The organism is Limnothrix redekei LRLZ20PSL1 (assembly GCF_043235035.1).
Classification (GTDB): domain Bacteria; phylum Cyanobacteriota; class Cyanobacteriia; order CACIAM-69d; family CACIAM-69d; genus CACIAM-69d.
In genome coordinates, this window is record NZ_JAZAQF010000086.1 from 395,044 (window position 1) to 410,043 (window position 15,000).

At 57.0% G+C, this 15,000-nt stretch carries 11 protein-coding genes and 1 pseudogene; 6 read left to right on the top strand and 6 right to left on the bottom strand.

Features of this window, described 5'->3' with window-relative positions; genetic code table 11:
- Window positions 1–127 precede the first annotated feature (127 nt).
- Window positions 128–403: an HU family DNA-binding protein gene (locus tag VPK24_RS16385; protein ID WP_099531963.1), complete on the bottom strand. Its 276-nt coding sequence runs from the start codon at window positions 401–403 to the stop codon at window positions 128–130.
- Window positions 404–863: 460 nt separating this feature from the next.
- Here VPK24_RS16385 and VPK24_RS16390 point away from each other — a divergent pair, with 460 nt between their 5' ends.
- From VPK24_RS16390 to VPK24_RS16400, 3 genes are all read left to right on the top strand, one after another.
- Window positions 864–2,177 carry a glutamate-5-semialdehyde dehydrogenase gene (locus VPK24_RS16390; protein ID WP_393014939.1) on the top strand — a complete coding sequence of 438 codons (1,314 nt, stop codon included), beginning with the start codon at window positions 864–866 and terminating at the stop codon, window positions 2,175–2,177.
- Window positions 2,178–2,412: 235 nt separating this feature from the next.
- Complete coding sequence (locus VPK24_RS16395) at window positions 2,413–3,282, top strand: SH3 domain-containing protein (protein WP_393014941.1); 870 nt, start codon at window positions 2,413–2,415, stop codon at window positions 3,280–3,282.
- Window positions 3,283–3,439: 157 nt separating this feature from the next.
- On the top strand, window positions 3,440–4,765 hold the full coding sequence (locus VPK24_RS16400; RefSeq protein WP_393014943.1) for a lipid-A-disaccharide synthase: 1,326 nt from the start codon (window positions 3,440–3,442) through the stop codon (window positions 4,763–4,765).
- Window positions 4,766–4,873: 108 nt separating this feature from the next.
- Here the strand turns inward: VPK24_RS16400 and VPK24_RS16405 are convergent, their stop codons facing one another.
- Window positions 4,874–5,806 carry an NAD(+) kinase gene (locus VPK24_RS16405; protein WP_393014945.1) on the bottom strand — a complete coding sequence of 311 codons (933 nt, stop codon included), beginning with the start codon at window positions 5,804–5,806 and terminating at the stop codon, window positions 4,874–4,876.
- A gap of 134 nt (window positions 5,807–5,940) precedes the next feature.
- Entirely contained in the window at window positions 5,941–6,924 is a 984-nt protein-coding gene (locus VPK24_RS16410) for an NAD(P)H-binding protein (RefSeq protein ID WP_393014947.1), read from the bottom strand.
- 502 nt (window positions 6,925–7,426) lie between these two features.
- Here VPK24_RS16410 and VPK24_RS16415 point away from each other — a divergent pair.
- Window positions 7,427–7,858: an ArsR/SmtB family transcription factor gene (locus VPK24_RS16415; RefSeq protein WP_393014949.1), complete on the top strand. Its 432-nt coding sequence runs from the start codon at window positions 7,427–7,429 to the stop codon at window positions 7,856–7,858.
- 500 nt (window positions 7,859–8,358) lie between these two features.
- On the opposite strand, the pseudogene trmD reads toward VPK24_RS16415, so the two are convergent.
- The 3 genes and pseudogenes from trmD to VPK24_RS16430 all read right to left on the bottom strand — a co-directional run.
- Window positions 8,359–9,021 (bottom strand): annotated as a pseudogene (gene trmD / locus VPK24_RS16420) (tRNA (guanosine(37)-N1)-methyltransferase TrmD); the annotation flags it as partial.
- Between the two features lie 254 nt (window positions 9,022–9,275).
- Complete coding sequence (locus VPK24_RS16425; RefSeq protein WP_393014950.1) at window positions 9,276–9,923, bottom strand: alpha/beta hydrolase; 648 nt, start codon at window positions 9,921–9,923, stop codon at window positions 9,276–9,278.
- Window positions 9,924–10,152: 229 nt separating this feature from the next.
- On the bottom strand, window positions 10,153–11,127 hold the full coding sequence (locus tag VPK24_RS16430; RefSeq protein WP_393014952.1) for an alpha/beta hydrolase: 975 nt from the start codon (window positions 11,125–11,127) through the stop codon (window positions 10,153–10,155).
- A gap of 661 nt (window positions 11,128–11,788) precedes the next feature.
- Between VPK24_RS16430 and VPK24_RS16435 the strand changes: the two genes are divergently transcribed.
- Window positions 11,789–12,583 (top strand): SDR family NAD(P)-dependent oxidoreductase, encoded by a 795-nt coding sequence (locus tag VPK24_RS16435; RefSeq protein WP_393014954.1) that lies wholly within the window; start codon window positions 11,789–11,791, stop codon window positions 12,581–12,583.
- A gap of 409 nt (window positions 12,584–12,992) precedes the next feature.
- On the top strand, window positions 12,993–14,891 hold the full coding sequence (gene dnaK / locus VPK24_RS16440; protein ID WP_393014956.1) for a molecular chaperone DnaK: 1,899 nt from the start codon (window positions 12,993–12,995) through the stop codon (window positions 14,889–14,891).
- Window positions 14,892–15,000: the final 109 nt, after the last annotated feature.

The following is a 15,000-nucleotide window of genomic DNA, read 5'->3' on the forward strand; positions in this document are numbered from 1 at the left end:
CTTTGTCAACAAAACTTTCCTTTGTCAACAAAAATTGAACAATTTAACAATCGAACAATGGTTAGGGAGGTGAGCCTGGGAGTTGGAACTTGCGCCGAGAGTTTGCGCCGAGAATTTGCACCGAGAATTAAGGAGCCACCGACTCCTTGAACTGTTTGCCCGCTGAAAAGGCCGGAACCTTGGTAGCGGGGATTTTCAGTTTCGTGCCGGTCTTCGGGTTGCGACCCTCGCGGGCCTGGCGCTCACGGCGCTCAAACGTACCAAACCCCACCAGGGTCACCTTTTCACCCTCTGCCACGGCATCCATGATCACTTCAATGGCAGCGGTCAAGATGGCATCTGCTTCCTTTTTGGTGGTATTGACCTTTGCTGCAATTTGGTCAATCAGTTCGCCCTTGTTCATGGAAACGCCTCAAGTTCGGTATTTCCAGCGATTCTAGCCCGACAATTTTCGATGTGAAGTGAAAGTTTTGTAGCAACTTCGCGGGTTTGAGCCAATTCCAGAGCAGCGTGTGATCCGATGGCAGTCCGTTAAATCGCGGTTGACAATGGCGAAAGCCTTTATTTCACAAGCCTTTCTCGGTTCTGCGGGTCTGAGTAACGATTAGACATTAAGGATCAAAAATCGTTGCGATCGCCCGCCTAGATACCTTTTGCCCCCCTGAGACCCGGTTTGGGTGTTGTTACAAAATTTTATAAATCATCTTCATAAACCCTCCCGATCGGGATGTATCGTCACCCCGTCAACCTTCAAACCCCACCAACCAACCCCGCCCGATCCCAAACGGGGCCATAGCCCATGGGATGGCCCGTCCTTGCCTATACTGTCTTTTACCCCTTTCGCTCCCTGTGCTGTTGCGATCATGACTGTTGCTTCATCTGCACCCACGTTGGTTGATCTTGCGCGCCAAACCCGCCAGGCGGCCCGAGCTTTGGCGCTGCTGCCGACGGACGATCGGCGGGCGGCCTTGGAAGCGGTGGCCCAATCTTTGAGCGATCGGGCGGCAGCGATTGTGGCGGCCAATGAAGCAGATTGCGCAACGGCCCAAGCGGAGGGAATTTCTTCGGCACTCTATGGCCGGCTCAAGCTGGATGCGGTGAAGCTGGCGGGGGCGATCGCTGGGGTGCGCGACTTGGCCCAGTTGCCGGATCCCTTGGGCGATCGGCAAATTCACCGAGAACTGGATCAAGGGCTGGTTTTGGAGCGGGTGACCTGTCCGCTGGGGGTGCTGGGGGTGATTTTTGAAGCTCGCCCCGATGCGGTGGTGCAAATTGCGGCCCTGGCGATCGCCTCAGGGAATGGGGTGATCCTGAAAGGTGGTAAGGAGGCGGTGCGCTCCTGCCAAGCGCTGATTGAGGCGATTCACGGGGGCTTGGCTAATTCGGCGGTGGATCCGGCGGCCGTGCGGCTGTTAACCACACGGGAGGAAACCCTGGAACTGTTGCGACTTGATCGCTATGTGGATTTGATTATTCCCCGAGGATCCAACGCCTTTGTGCAGTTTGTGCAAAACAACACGCGAATTCCGGTGTTGGGCCATGCGGACGGCATTTGCCATCTCTATGTGGATGAGGCCGCGGACTTAACCAAAGCAGTGCCGATCGCGGTGGATGCCAAAACCCAATATCCTTCCGCTTGCAATGCGATCGAGACCCTGTTGGTTCACCGGGCGATCGCCCCGCAGGGATTGCCGGAGTTGGCCCGGGCCCTGGTGGCCAAGGGGGTGGAATTGCGCGGGGATGTGGCCGCCTGTGAGCTGTTGCAAGAGGTTTGCGAGATCACTCCGGCGACGGAAACGGATTGGGCGACGGAATATAGCGATTTGATTTTGTCGATCAAACTGGTGGCGGACTTGGACGAGGCGATCGACCACATCACCACCTATGGATCGGGCCATACGGAAGCCATTGTGACGGAAGACGATGCCGCCGCCGATCGCTTCCTGGCCGAAGTGGACGCGGCCGGAGTCTATCGTAACTGCTCCACGCGCTTTGCCGATGGCTTCCGCTACGGATTCGGGGCTGAGGTGGGGATTAGCACCAATCGCCTCCCACCGCGTGGCCCCGTTGGGCTAGAAGGTCTAGTGACCTATAAGTATCGCCTAACGGGCCAGGGGCATGTGGCGGCCACCTATGCTGGAGCCGATGCTAAACCGTTGACCCATCGGGACTTGTAGCCTGCGGGTTGCTCAGCAGCATCACCGCATGGGGGCAAAATTTTGCTCGATCGAGAGGCGATTGATGCTCCCCAAAATGGTCAATTGACCGATCGATCCAAATCCTGGGCGATCGCTCGATCGCTCGACCAGAATGGGAGCAACTCCTGCAAACCTGCCTCCTTCGCTCTATCACCAGTGCGAGGATGCATCTTCAGGATGAATCACCATGCTTGCTGTGTTGCAGATTTTCCCTATGGATCAGTCCCTTTTCGGTCTTCGGACTTGCTCGGCCCACCTGGCTCGGCGCTATGGCCAAGCAATGCTGTTGACGGTGGCCCTGGTGGCCGGCGGGTTGGCAATGGGGGCAACGGCCCAACCGGCTGCGGCCGCTGAAACCAACTGCCGTGTGGTCACCACCAACGGCTCACCCTTGAATATTCGCAGCCGTGCCGACAGTAACGCCTCCATTGTGGGCACGATCGCCAAGGGTCGCACCCTGGACGTGATTGGCGGCCCTCAAAATGGTTGGGTACAGGTTCGCGCCACCATACCCACCGCCAACGGTTCGCGCACCGTCGAAGGTTGGGTGGCCAGCAGTTTTCTGCGGCCCTGCGCAGTGGTCACGCCGCCCCGCACTTGCCGAATGGTGGCCACGAGCGATCGCCCCTTGAATATTCGCAGCCGAGCCGATGACGACGCGCCCATCTTGGGTACGATCGCCAAGGGTCGCACCCTGGAAGTCACAGGCAGCGCCCGCAATGGCTGGGTTCCTGTGCGGGCCACGGTCATCACGGGTAATGGCTCGCGCACGGTGGAAGGTTGGGCTGCGGCCGCGTTCCTGCGTCCTTGCACCACGGCCCAAAATCCCCAAAATCCGATCAAGCCGGAATTGTGCCGTCGGGTGGTCTATGGCGAAGGCCTGTCGGTTCATGCCAACCCCGACCTAACTAGTCCCCGGCGCGGTGGTGTGGCGGCCGGGAGTGAAGTGCAGTTGTTAAATCGGGAGTCCACCACGACCGGGGGCGCGGTGTGGATGCAAATTAATCAGCCGGTTCAGGGATGGATTCCTGTGCGATCGCTCAACCGACCGACAGATCAACTGAACGTGCTGAATTGCCTTTAAGCTCCATCCCGGCGATCGGGGAAGTTGGGTCGCAAGGAAGATCGACCGTCTGAGACAATCGGCTAGCTGATGCAACCCATAAACTAGCCCATTGGCCCATCCTGTTCATCACCCTGCTGGATTTGCGCCCCATGGGGCTGCCCCAATCGCACCAATCATGCCGACTTCCCGCCCGATCGCCCCTGAGATGATGTCAACTGCTGCCGAGCCGCTGGATCTCTTAATTTTGTCCAACGGCCCCGGAGAGGTCACCACTTGGGTGCGACCGGTGGTGCAAGCCTTGCGGCAGCAGTGGGGAGCGGATCGATCGCGCCTGCGAATTTCCGTGGTTTTGGCCCCCTGTCCCAATGCAACGGGTCAGGAAGCGACCGTGGTGCAATCATTTCCAGAAGTCGATCGGGTGCAAGGGGCTGCGGCCTTTTGGCCCTTTTTGCTGTGGGGACGGACGGCGAAAGGGTGGGATTGGCGCGATCGAGGTGTGGTGTTGTTTTTGGGCGGCGATCAGTTCTTTGCCGTGGCGATCGCCCGCCGTCTGGGCTATGGCAGCGTGATCTATGCGGAATGGGATTTACGCTGGCTCCGTTGGGTCGATCGCGTGGGGGTGCGGTTGCCCCGGTTGGCCACCCAAGTTCCCCCCTGGGCCACCCCCAAAGTCGCCGTGGTGGGCGATCTGATGCTGGAGGCTGGCCGTTTAACCCATTCACCACAGGGCGATCGAGAACGGCTGGCCCTGCTGCCCGGCTCCAAAAGCGCCAAACTCGCCCAAGGTGTGCCGTTATTGCTGGGCACGGCCGATCGAATTCGAGCCGATCGGCCCCAAGCGGAATTTGTGATTCCCGTAGCCCCCACGATCGACCTGTCCACCTTGGCCCGCTATGCCGATCACGCTCATAATCCTGTAATTGACTGGGTTTCGGGCACAACAGCCCGCCTAGTAATACCCGAATCGATCGCCCCGGCCAATCCCCGATCGCTCCAGAACTTGCCTTACCTGGAAACCCCGGCGGGCACAAAAATTTGGCTTTGGGAGCGATCGCCCGCCTGGGACTTACTCAGCACCTGTGACCTTTGCCTTACCACCGTCGGCGCAAATACAGCCGAACTAGGCGCATTGGCTCGCCCCATGTTGGTGTTGCTGCCCACCCAGCAGTTAGATGCCATGCGGGCCTGGAATGGCATTCCAGGGCTGCTGGCAAATCTGCCGGGTTTGGGCGGCCTCTTTGCCAAGTTGATCAATGGCTTTGCCTTGCGTCGGCTGGGGATGTTGGCTTGGCCAAACCTGTGGGCCGGGGAGGCGATCGTGCCGGAACTGGTGGGGCCGCTCACGCCAACGGTTGTGGCTAACCAAGCAATTGCCCTGTTGGCCAACCCTGCTCAGCTCCAGGCCATGGGCGATCGGTTGCGGGCCGTGCGGGGCGAGCCGGGAGCCGCCGAAAAACTCGCCACTCTGGTCACGGAGTTGCTACAGCAACCCAAAAGCTAGAGGGTGGTTGGGTTTTGATTAGGTAGAGATTGAGCCTAGCGAAAATTGACCCGGTGCTTCGACTTACCCGGTGCTTCGATCGGCGATTGATCCATCCTAAAGCGCCCCCTAGGGCAACTCCACCGAGGTGGGCTTCGCAATGTGGGGCAGCCCCCAGCCCAGCTTTTCACGCAAAATTCGGAAAAACTCCGGCGGTTGCAACCGAATGAACTGGGCTGAATAGGCCGATCGATTCACCCGCACCCGATCGTCCGGCTGTACATAACAGCCCGCATTCCCATCCACCACCATCACGATCGGGTTTTGGGTTGCCGAAAAAATTGTGACTGGCTCCGTTTCGGAAAACACCAACGCCCGAGAGGCCAAGGAGTGGGGGCAAATGGGCGCAAGTTGCAACACCGGTACTTCCGGCGCAATCACCGGCCCTCCTGAAGACAGGGCATAGGCTGTGGAGCCGGTGGGTGTGGACAAAATAATGCCATCCGCCGCAATATCCACAGGGGAGTGATGCCCGATCGCCACCTCAAAATGGCACATGCTGGTCATGGGTTCCCGGTGCAGCACCATCTCATTCAGGCACAACACCTCCCAAAGGGGGTCATCATCCCGAAAAACCCGCACCTCTAACATGGAGCGGCTTTCCACGGAGAAATTACCCGCCAAGAGCTGCTCGATCGCGGCTGGAAGTTGGCTCAGGTAAATTTCCGTCAAAAACCCCATGTGCCCGGTATTGACCGTCAACAGAGGCACCCCGATCGGGGCCAACTGCCGAAAGGCTGACAGCACCGTCCCATCGCCACCCAGCACGATCGCGAAATCCAAGGATGGATCAAACCCCGGTGGCACCAACTGCTCAAGCGGCGAAGAACAAACAGGGTGGTTCAGCCGCGAGCAACCTAAAATTCCACCGGATCCCGTGGTGGAAGTTACCCGACAGCCCCGGGCCGACAGTTGTTCGACCAAATCCGCCGCCGTCTTTTCAGCGACGGGTTTGGCATCGTTATAGATAATTCCAACGTTGGGGCAGGCGCTGTCAGACACGGGCAACGACCGAAGGAGTGAGATGGGCGGAGCAAATGAGGTGGATGAGTCAGTCAGGCTAGGATTCCGTCCTGGTGACCGAATCAGGCGAAACTCATCCTATCGCGCCCCAGCCGGATGCCACTGTGATCGCCTTAAAACCGCAAGGTTTTTTTACGCTTACTTTCTTTGGCCGCGATCGACTGTTCGTAGTCAATTTGCTTCAGTTTTTTCAGAATTCGCCCAAAATATTCTTCTAGGTAGGCTTCCAGGGTGCTGATCTCCGCCGGATCAATGCCAAACGCGCGATAGGTTTCCGCCATTTCCGCCGTCAGCGGTTGGCCCGAAGAAAACACATCCGCAAAGGCCAGACGATCGGCCACATTCAAACTCCACTTGAACCAGCGGGCCGCGCTGCGCACCAAATTCAGCAAGCCCGTGGGAGGGCTGGTGACTTTTGCTTGGCGATCAGACAGTTTTTCGCAGAGGGCGATGATTTCCGCCGGAGTCCAGGCCTTGGGCCCCACCACCGGGAAGGCCTGGCGCTCCGTTTCTGTGGCCGTCAGGGCCCGCACCGCAAACTTCGCAATGTCTTGGGTGTCCATGTAGGCCACGGGTGATCCCCGATCGGGCACCCACACCGATTGATTTTCCAAAATCGGGATCGCATACTGACCGATTAATCCTTGCAAAAAGCCACAGGGCCGCAGGATTGTGTAATTCATTTCTAATTGCTTCAGATACTCCTCCGTGCAACGCTTGACTTCCATCAGCGGCACTTTGGGAAACTGATTCGCATTCAGAATGGAGAGAAAAATGTAGCGATCGACTCCCGATCCCTTAGCCGCTTGAATCAGATTGACCTTGCCGCGCCAATCCACATCGCGCACCCCCAGGGAATCCGTTGCCCGAGCCGTGGCCGCGTCAATCACGGCGGTAATTTCACCACCGGCAAAGGACGGGGCGATCGTCTCCGCGTCGCAAATGTCGCCACCCACCAGCTCTGCTCCCCACTCCCGCAGGAACGAGGCGCGGCTGTAACTGCGAACCAGGCACCGCACCGTGTGTCCCTCATCCAGGGCGCGACGCACGATTTGCCTGCCGAGGGTGCCGGTTCCGCCAACGACAAGAATGCTCATGAGGGACTCGTTACTAATCGTTAACTTTTTATAAGATGTTATCAGAAAGCGCTAGCAGCACCACAAGGTGGGATCGCGAGATTTGCAATCAACCATCGTCAACCGCCATCGTCAACCGACTGCGATTCTTAAGATTCCAGCGCTTTATCCCCCGGGGCTAATCTTTTCTCATTTTCCACCCTGTTCGCTGAGCTAGCGTGATCCCCGCTGGCAATGCACATCCACCCCCTAAACCAGCGCGATATGGTGTTGGAAGGATCTTGAACCAATAGGGATCGCTTCTCGGAGCCTCGCTCAGTGATTGTTTTCTCGCACAATCTCACAAAAATCAACCATCTTCCGTTCTCTGTTCCTGAAAAAACGAAACACAGTACCCTGGGTTTGATTGGTTTTGATCGCAAGTGAGTAGTACTAGAGAATTCAGAGCACCACGACTGCCGCATGGGGTCTGGGCTTGGCATCGAGCAGTTAATACAACGTAGTACTGACAAGGATTCCGGGTATGGCTGCCGATCATTCCTGCATAGAGCTATCCACTATAAGTCCCACAAGCCGTTTGGCGATCGACCAGCGATCGCCCGATGGATCAACAACACCGGCTCCCTTGGTGGAGAATACCTTGAGCGATCGGGTGCTTTCCACCAGCATGGCCCAACGGATGGCGGAAGTGTTTGCCCTGTTGGGTGACCCAAACCGTCTGCGAATTTTGTCAGCCCTGGTTCATCAAGAACTTTGTGTTTGCGACTTGGCCGAAGCCGTTGGCATGAGTGAATCGGCCGTGTCTCATCAGTTGCGGGCCTTGCGTAGCCAGCGCTTGGTGGCTTATCGCAAACAGGGCCGCCATGTCTATTACCGACTCAAAGACAGCCACATCCTGGTGCTCTATCAACAGGTCTTGGAGCATTTACAGGAGCCAGATGATGAGCAACCCTAGCGCAACAGTTGCCGCAGCTCAGCCAGATCGGCCGATCGCCCCAGCCGTTCCTTATAGGCAATCAGATGATGGAGCGACTGCACCCATAGGGATTGGCCAAAGTAGCGGGTGCGATGGGCAGTCTTGAGATCAGTATTCAGGGGCAAGCGTTTTTGCCCTCGAATGGCGTAGGCGGCTTCGTCGGCACAAAGATCAACCAACAACCCATTCACATCAAGCCGCAGCAACAAGAGGTCAAATTCCGCGTCAATGTAGCGATCGGGCGGGGCGATCGCCCAATCTTGAAAGCAGGCATAGGCCCGATCAAAATCAGCGATCGCCACATCAACATCCAAATCATGCAGGGGCCAAGCGGAGCCATAGAGATTTCCCGCCAGGCCCCCCGTCACTTGGTAGTGAATTTGATGAGTTTCTAGGCGCTGAATCACCCATTGCACCTGAGTCCACTGATCGGGCCCCATGCAAGGGGGATGGGTCGGCGGGGGCGCGGGGGGGCGATCCAGATCTGGACGACGCTCGCGGGTGCGCAAGATTTGTTCTTCGCGCCGCCATTGCTCGATCGCCCCGTGATTTCCAGACATCAAAACCGCTGGCACGGTTAGCCCCCGAAACTCCGGCGGCCGGGTGTAGTGTGGATAATCCAGCAGCGGTTCCTCAAAGCTTTCGGCCTTCAAGGATTCTTCCTTGCCCACCGTGCCCGGCTGAAGACGCAACACCCCATTGAGGAGGGTGAGGGCCGGAATTTCGCCGCAGGTCAGCACAAAATCCCCCAAGGACACTTCCCGATCGACCAGGCTCATCACCCGCTCATCCACCCCTTCGTAATGCCCACAGAGCAACACCAGTTGATCGCAATTGGCGGATAGGGCCTTAAACAGGGATTGGGTCATGGGTTGCCCTTGGGGCGTGAAGTAAATCACTTCCCGACGGGGCAGTTGAGGCAAAGAGTCGAGGGCCGCCGCGATCGGCTCCGGCTTCATCACCATGCCCACGCCGCCGCCGTAGGGTTCATCGTCCACTTTCCGATGTTTGTCCGTGGCGAAGTCCCGGGGATTGGTGACAAAGACTTCGGCAATTTGTTTTTGCAGCGCTTTGCCCACCAAGCCCGATCGCAGGGGGGATTCAAAAAAGTCTGGAAACAGGGTGACAAGGTCAAAGCGCATGGTTGAACAATCTAAAAAAACGCGCTAAAACAACGCAACCGCTGGGGGTTTTGCCGTGGGCCTTGGCTTTGGGGCAATATCGCCATCCAAACCAATGTCCTGAGCATCCCAATGATTGCGTTGATTGCGTTGTTTAGACTAGCTGTTGAACAGCCCAGTTTGGCAAGGGGCGGTAACTCGGAAATTGCGGAAGACTCGGATTTTTAAAGAATCTTGACCGAGATCTCAGCCACCGTCCGTCTGCTCACTGGATTTTACTTACTGGGTAAGAATTGCCCGATCGCGTCGCGAATTTCGTTGGCCATGCCCATGGCTCCGGCCGCATCCAAGCGCACGACGCTGGGGCCGTAATCCTCCAGCACTTCCAAAACCGAAATTTTGCCGTCGTCCATGATCGCCGTGACCAGGGCCCCGCGCAGGGCGTAGAAGTTACCCCGATCGTAGGGGGGGTAAATGACTTCGCTCACCCGCTTCAGCAACCGCTCGCCCACGAAACCATAGGACAGTTTCACCGCATCGGCGGGATCAATGCCCAGAACTTTCAGGTCGATCGAGGTGTTCAGATAGCCCCGCAGGCGATCGCGCGGCACCTTCCCATAGGACTCGATTTGACCCAGCAGACTATTAAAGCTATCGGAAACCGGCTTATCAGCCGCAAAGGCTTGCAGATCCTTCAGGGTAGCACTGACCCCGATTGGGCCATAGCGAATTTGGATTTGATCTGCTGCTTGGGCCATGGGAGCCAGCGACAACAGCGCCACCCCAGCCCCCAAGAGGGCCAAATGCCCGCGACGCAACAGGCAGCGGAGGGATTTCACTGGGGCAACACCCAGCAGGCTAGCAGGGGCGATCGCGCACCCCGGCCCGGAATCCGACAAGAGAGAACCTACAGACATAACCATCAGCAGTACCGTCCTTGGATGGGGACTCGTGGGATGGGGACTCGTGGCCGATTAACAATGCTTTTGCAGCGTTTTGGACAACGCTTCGACAGCAGAGACTTCAGGGAATCGCAACCAGTCTGCATTGATGGTTGATGGCAATTAAGTTTGCAATCAAATTCAATCAGACTGGTTGCTTCTTCGGCATGGCAGCCCGGGTCAGGAGAAATCGCCCAAAACCGCAGGGGGCTTACATCACCGCTCGACAGGCTGCACCCCGATTCACCGGCAACCCGAGGACTTCCATCATGGCTGCCATTAATCCACTAACGCGTCCTTCATAAGGTTTCAGATCGATTTGGCTCACATCGATCGATCCCAATTCTGACAGCAACGCCGAAAAGTCCCCAGCCGCCGCCTTTTGCAGCAGGGAACCAACATTCACTTGGCGCAACAGTTTATCCAGATCGGAACCCGGGTCGATCGTGCCAAAGGCCTGAATTGCCCCTTGAATCTTGCTGATGTCGCTGCTGGTCACCCCGGCTTCTGAGAGCAGTTGGCTCAGCTTGGCCGAGTCCATGCTGGTCAGTTCCCGCACGGTTAGGCCGCCTACCTTGCTGATAATCGGTTGCACCTTGGTTTTAACGCGGGTGTAGATTTTGAGTGCTTCACCCGCATCCACTGTCATGGTTTTCGGTTCAAGCTGCATCAACACATCCAGGGCCGTGACGGGTGCAGCCGAAGCACGGGACAGCACCTTCTCGATCGCGGCGGTCAGGGGCTGAGCATTGCCCTGGGCGTTGTCGGCATAAAGCACCTGGCTAATGGAGCCGATCACCAACTCACCGGGACAGCTTTTCAGCACTGCCGGAGCCGTGCGAGCCGCCGCGCTGCCCACCTGGAAGGGGCTTTTCAAAATCCGTTGCAAATCAGCTCGGCTCACCTGCTTGGCCACGTTGGGATCGCTCAGCAATTGTCCAAAGTCGCCGCTGGCTTGCCCCGTTTCCGCAAAGGTTTTTAGCTCTGCCATGGTGATATCCACATCACCCAGTCCCGGTAACCGCAACACTAACTTATCCAGGGCCAGGGCCTGACCGGCGGCCAAGGCAATCGCCAAGCTACTTCCCAGGGCCACGCTGCCGACTCGGCCAATCCAGCGAATGGCACGTTGACCCAATAGGGGAGGTTGCTGAACTGCTTGAGGTTGTTTGATCGATCGAGCCATGATCCACTCCTTCTCCTTTCTCAATCGGGTTGATACCTGCTTCAACCCAAAATTCAACCCAAAATAGGGTCAGGTACTAATGTTCAGGCATTCGTTCAGGCATCTGTATCAGGCTACATCTGACCGCTGATTAGCCCCGCCACCCATGCCCGATTACTATCGGCTGCTTCGTAGGGGTCTGTTGTCCAGAATGGCACGGTTTCCAAACCGGCATTTACCTGGGAACCTGTCCAGCAGTGCCATTGACGCAATTGGCACAGTATCGATCCTAAGCTTTCCTTTCGATTTGCCGTGGACTTTTGTTAATGGACTTTCACGATTGAGTCTTCACGAAGGAGCTTTTGTGATCGAAAGGCAAGCTCATGAACCTTCATGGAGGGTGTCGTGAATGATTTTGGGTTGCGAATGATTTTGGGTTAACGACCGTTGGCGGTATTGCTCCCGAGTCGATCGCTTTCCTGTTGCTCTTCTGCGCGATCGCTCTGCTGCCAGTCAGGTTGATCGCCCTTCCCTCTTCAATCGATCAAGCACTGGTCGATCGCACCTGGTGGCAGGGAATGGCCCAATCGTCCACAATCCAAAGCTAGTGTTCTCCGTTGAACCTGTCGATTAACCTTCACGATCGAACCTTCACGATTGCCCAAAGTTGAGAGGCTATTCCATGGCAACAGCCCTAATTACCGGCGCTTCTAGCGGCATTGGTGCAGCCTTTGCCCAAGCCCTGGCAGCCCGTGGTGTGCGTGTGATTTTGACGGCTCGATCGACCGAAAAACTCCAACAGTTAGCCCAGTCCCTAACCACCCAATTTGGTGTCCAGGCGATCGCCCTGCCGCTTGACCTCAGTGAGCCGGGCGCGGCCGACCAGTTGGCCGCCCAAGTCAAAGCCCTCGGTCAGCCGATCGACTGGTTAATTAACAATGCTGGCTTCGGAGACTTTGGGGAATTCGCCACTCGGGACTTGGCCAAGCAGCGGGCCATGTTGAACCTGAACGTGGTGGCCCTCACGGAGCTAACACACCACTTCTTGCAACCCATGCTCGATCGGGGCCAAGGACAAATCATCAACGTTGCCTCCACCGCTGCCTTTCAGCCCATTCCCTACCTCTCGCTCTATGCCGCCACCAAGGCCTTTGTCCTCAGCTTCAGCGAAGGCCTGTGGGTTGAGTGCCAAGGCCGCGGCGTGCGGGTGATGGCCCTTTGTCCGGGCCCCACCGCAACCAACTTTGCTGCGGTGGCCGAGTTTCCCAGCAGCCTGAAGATGCCCAACGATATCGCCACTCCCGAAGCCGTTGTTCAAGAGGCACTCCAGGCGATCGCCCAAGGGAAGCCCAATTGCGTCGCGGGCGGCTTGGCCAATCAAATTTTGGTCAACGCCAGCCGATTCATGCCCCGCAGCAGCTTAATCCAAGGGATTGGGAAGCTGTTTCGATCCGCTTCCACAGCATCCGAGGCTTAGCGTCCCCGTGAGCACCCCAGGCAGTCGATCGCGCTTGGGGTGCTCAATTTAACTAGCTCAATTTGATCAATTTTTGATCAATTTACGAGTGATTGAAATCGATCCCATCAATTCCATCGATCCCAATTAGTCCCTCAATTGATCCCAATGCGCTCAAAATTCACCCCAAATCCGCCCCAAATTTGCTGTGAATCAAAACCAGATCACCAGCTCTCGTCGGTATCCCTGACGGTTTCCCAAGGGGCGATCGCCAGGGCCCAACCTTGCCTCAACCATGCCCCCAACGCCTAAAACCGCCATCAAGCCGGTTCGGTAAATACCCCTTCATCATCTCGCCCCCACGAACCACTATAGAAAGCAAGAAATACAGCCAAATTTTCCCAATCGCCTCAGAAGCAGCAATACCCCTATGGCCAAAGTCGTCGGAATTGACCTCGGAACCACCAACTCTTGCGTTGCCGTAATGGAAGGCGGCAAACCCACCGTCATCGCCAACGCCGAAGGTTTCAGAACAACCCCTTCAGTCGTGGCCTACGCAAAAAACGGCGACAAACTCGTTGGTCAAATTGCCAAGCGCCAAGCGGTGATGAACCCCGAGAACACCTTCTACTCGGTCAAGCGCTTCATTGGTCGTCGCTTTGAAGAAATCACCCACGAAGCCACCGAAGTAGCCTACACCGTTGCTAACGTCAGTGGTAACGTCCGCATTGACTGCACAGCTAAGGGTGAAAAATACGCTCCGGAACAAATTTCCGCCCAAGTGCTGCGGAAGCTGATCGAAGATGCCAGCAAATATATCGGTGAACCCGTTACCCAAGCGGTCATTACGGTTCCCGCATACTTTAATGACTCCCAGCGCCAAGCCACCAAAGACGCAGGCAAAATCGCAGGCGTAGAAGTGCTGCGGATTATCAACGAACCGACCGCCGCATCGCTGGCTTACGGTCTTGATAAAAAAGAAAACGAAACGATTTTGGTCTTCGACTTGGGCGGCGGTACGTTTGACGTATCGGTGCTGGAAGTGGGCGATGGCGTGTTTGAAGTGTTGGCTACCTCGGGGGATACCCACCTGGGCGGCGATGACTTCGACAAGCAGATTGTGGACTTCCTGGCCGACACGTTCCAAGCCAGCGAAGGCATTGACCTGCGCAAGGATAAGCAAGCTCTGCAACGGCTGACGGAGGCCGCTGAAAAGGCCAAGATCGAGCTGTCGAGCGTTACCCAAGCCGAGATTAACCTGCCCTTCATTACGGCGACCCAGGACGGGCCCAAGCATTTGGACTTGACCCTGACCCGGGCCAAGTTTGAAGAGCTGTGCGCCGGCCTGATCGATCGCTGCCGGATCCCCGTTGAGAACTCTCTGCGCGATGCCAAGCTGACCAAGGCTGACATTGACGAAGTGGTGCTGGTGGGCGGTTCAACCCGGATCCCGGCCATCAAAGACCTGGTGCGCCGAGTTCTGGACAAGGAGCCCAACCAAAGCGTCAACCCCGATGAAGTGGTGGCCGTGGGCGCTGCGATTCAAGGCGGCGTGCTGGCTGGGGAAGTGAAGGACATCCTGTTGCTGGATGTGACTCCGCTGTCGCTGGGTGTGGAGACCTTGGGCGGCGTGATGACCAAGATCATCCCTCGCAACACCACCATCCCCACCAAGAAGTCCGAGGTGTTCTCGACGGCGGCCGATGGCCAGACCAATGTGGAAATTCACGTTCTGCAAGGGGAGCGGGAGTTCGCCAACGATAACAAGAGCTTGGGAACCTTCCGTTTGGATGGGATTCCGGCTGCGCCCCGGGGTGTGCCTCAAATTGAGGTGACCTTCGACATCGACGCGAACGGCATCCTGAACGTGACCGCGAAGGATAAGGGCACGGGCAAGGAACAGTCCATCAGTATTACGGGTGCTTCGACTTTGCCGAAGGACGATGTGGAGCGGATGGTGCAAGATGCGGAGCGTAACGCTGCTGCCGACAAGGAACGCCGCGAACAAATCGACCTGAAGAATCAAGGCGACTCGCTGGTTTACCAGGCTGAGAAGCAACTGAAGGAACTGGAAGACAAGATCTCCGACGACCAAAAGGCCACGGCCGAGGCCGCGATCGCCAGCCTGAAGGATGCGTTGCAGAAGGAAGATTACCCGGCCATCAAGACCCAGGTGGAGGCCCTGCAACAGGCGCTTTATACGATCGGGTCGTCGGTGTATCAGCAAGGGGCCCCGGATGCGGCCGCTCCGGATGCACCCGCTGGGGATAGTTCGACCGGTGGCGATGGCGATGATGTCATCGATGCGGAGTTCTCGGAAACGAAGTAACTCAAATTTGGGTGCGAAACCTGGCGCTAAAACTCAGGTGAAGCTCAGCCGCTGAAATTCACTTCGTTTTAGGGTTGTTTCAGAGTCATTCCAGGAGCGATCGGGTAGG

Bases quoted from the DNA above. Each gene is read 5' to 3' on its own strand.
- VPK24_RS16395 (WP_393014941.1), top strand. From the start codon at position 2,413: ATGGATCAGTCCCTTTTCGGTCTTCGGACTTGCTCGGCCCACCTGGCT.
- VPK24_RS16435 (WP_393014954.1), top strand. From the start codon at position 11,789: ATGGCAACAGCCCTAATTACCGGCGCTTCTAGCGGCATTGGTGCAGCC.
- dnaK (WP_393014956.1), top strand. From the start codon at position 12,993: ATGGCCAAAGTCGTCGGAATTGACCTCGGAACCACCAACTCTTGCGTT.
- VPK24_RS16390 (WP_393014939.1), top strand. From the start codon at position 864: ATGACTGTTGCTTCATCTGCACCCACGTTGGTTGATCTTGCGCGCCAA.
- VPK24_RS16415 (WP_393014949.1), top strand. From the start codon at position 7,427: ATGGCTGCCGATCATTCCTGCATAGAGCTATCCACTATAAGTCCCACA.
- VPK24_RS16425 (WP_393014950.1), bottom strand. From the start codon at position 9,923: ATGGTTATGTCTGTAGGTTCTCTCTTGTCGGATTCCGGGCCGGGGTGC.
- VPK24_RS16400 (WP_393014943.1), top strand. From the start codon at position 3,440: ATGCCGACTTCCCGCCCGATCGCCCCTGAGATGATGTCAACTGCTGCC.
- VPK24_RS16410 (WP_393014947.1), bottom strand. From the start codon at position 6,924: ATGAGCATTCTTGTCGTTGGCGGAACCGGCACCCTCGGCAGGCAAATC.
- VPK24_RS16430 (WP_393014952.1), bottom strand. From the start codon at position 11,127: ATGGCTCGATCGATCAAACAACCTCAAGCAGTTCAGCAACCTCCCCTA.
- VPK24_RS16385 (WP_099531963.1), bottom strand. From the start codon at position 403: ATGAACAAGGGCGAACTGATTGACCAAATTGCAGCAAAGGTCAATACC.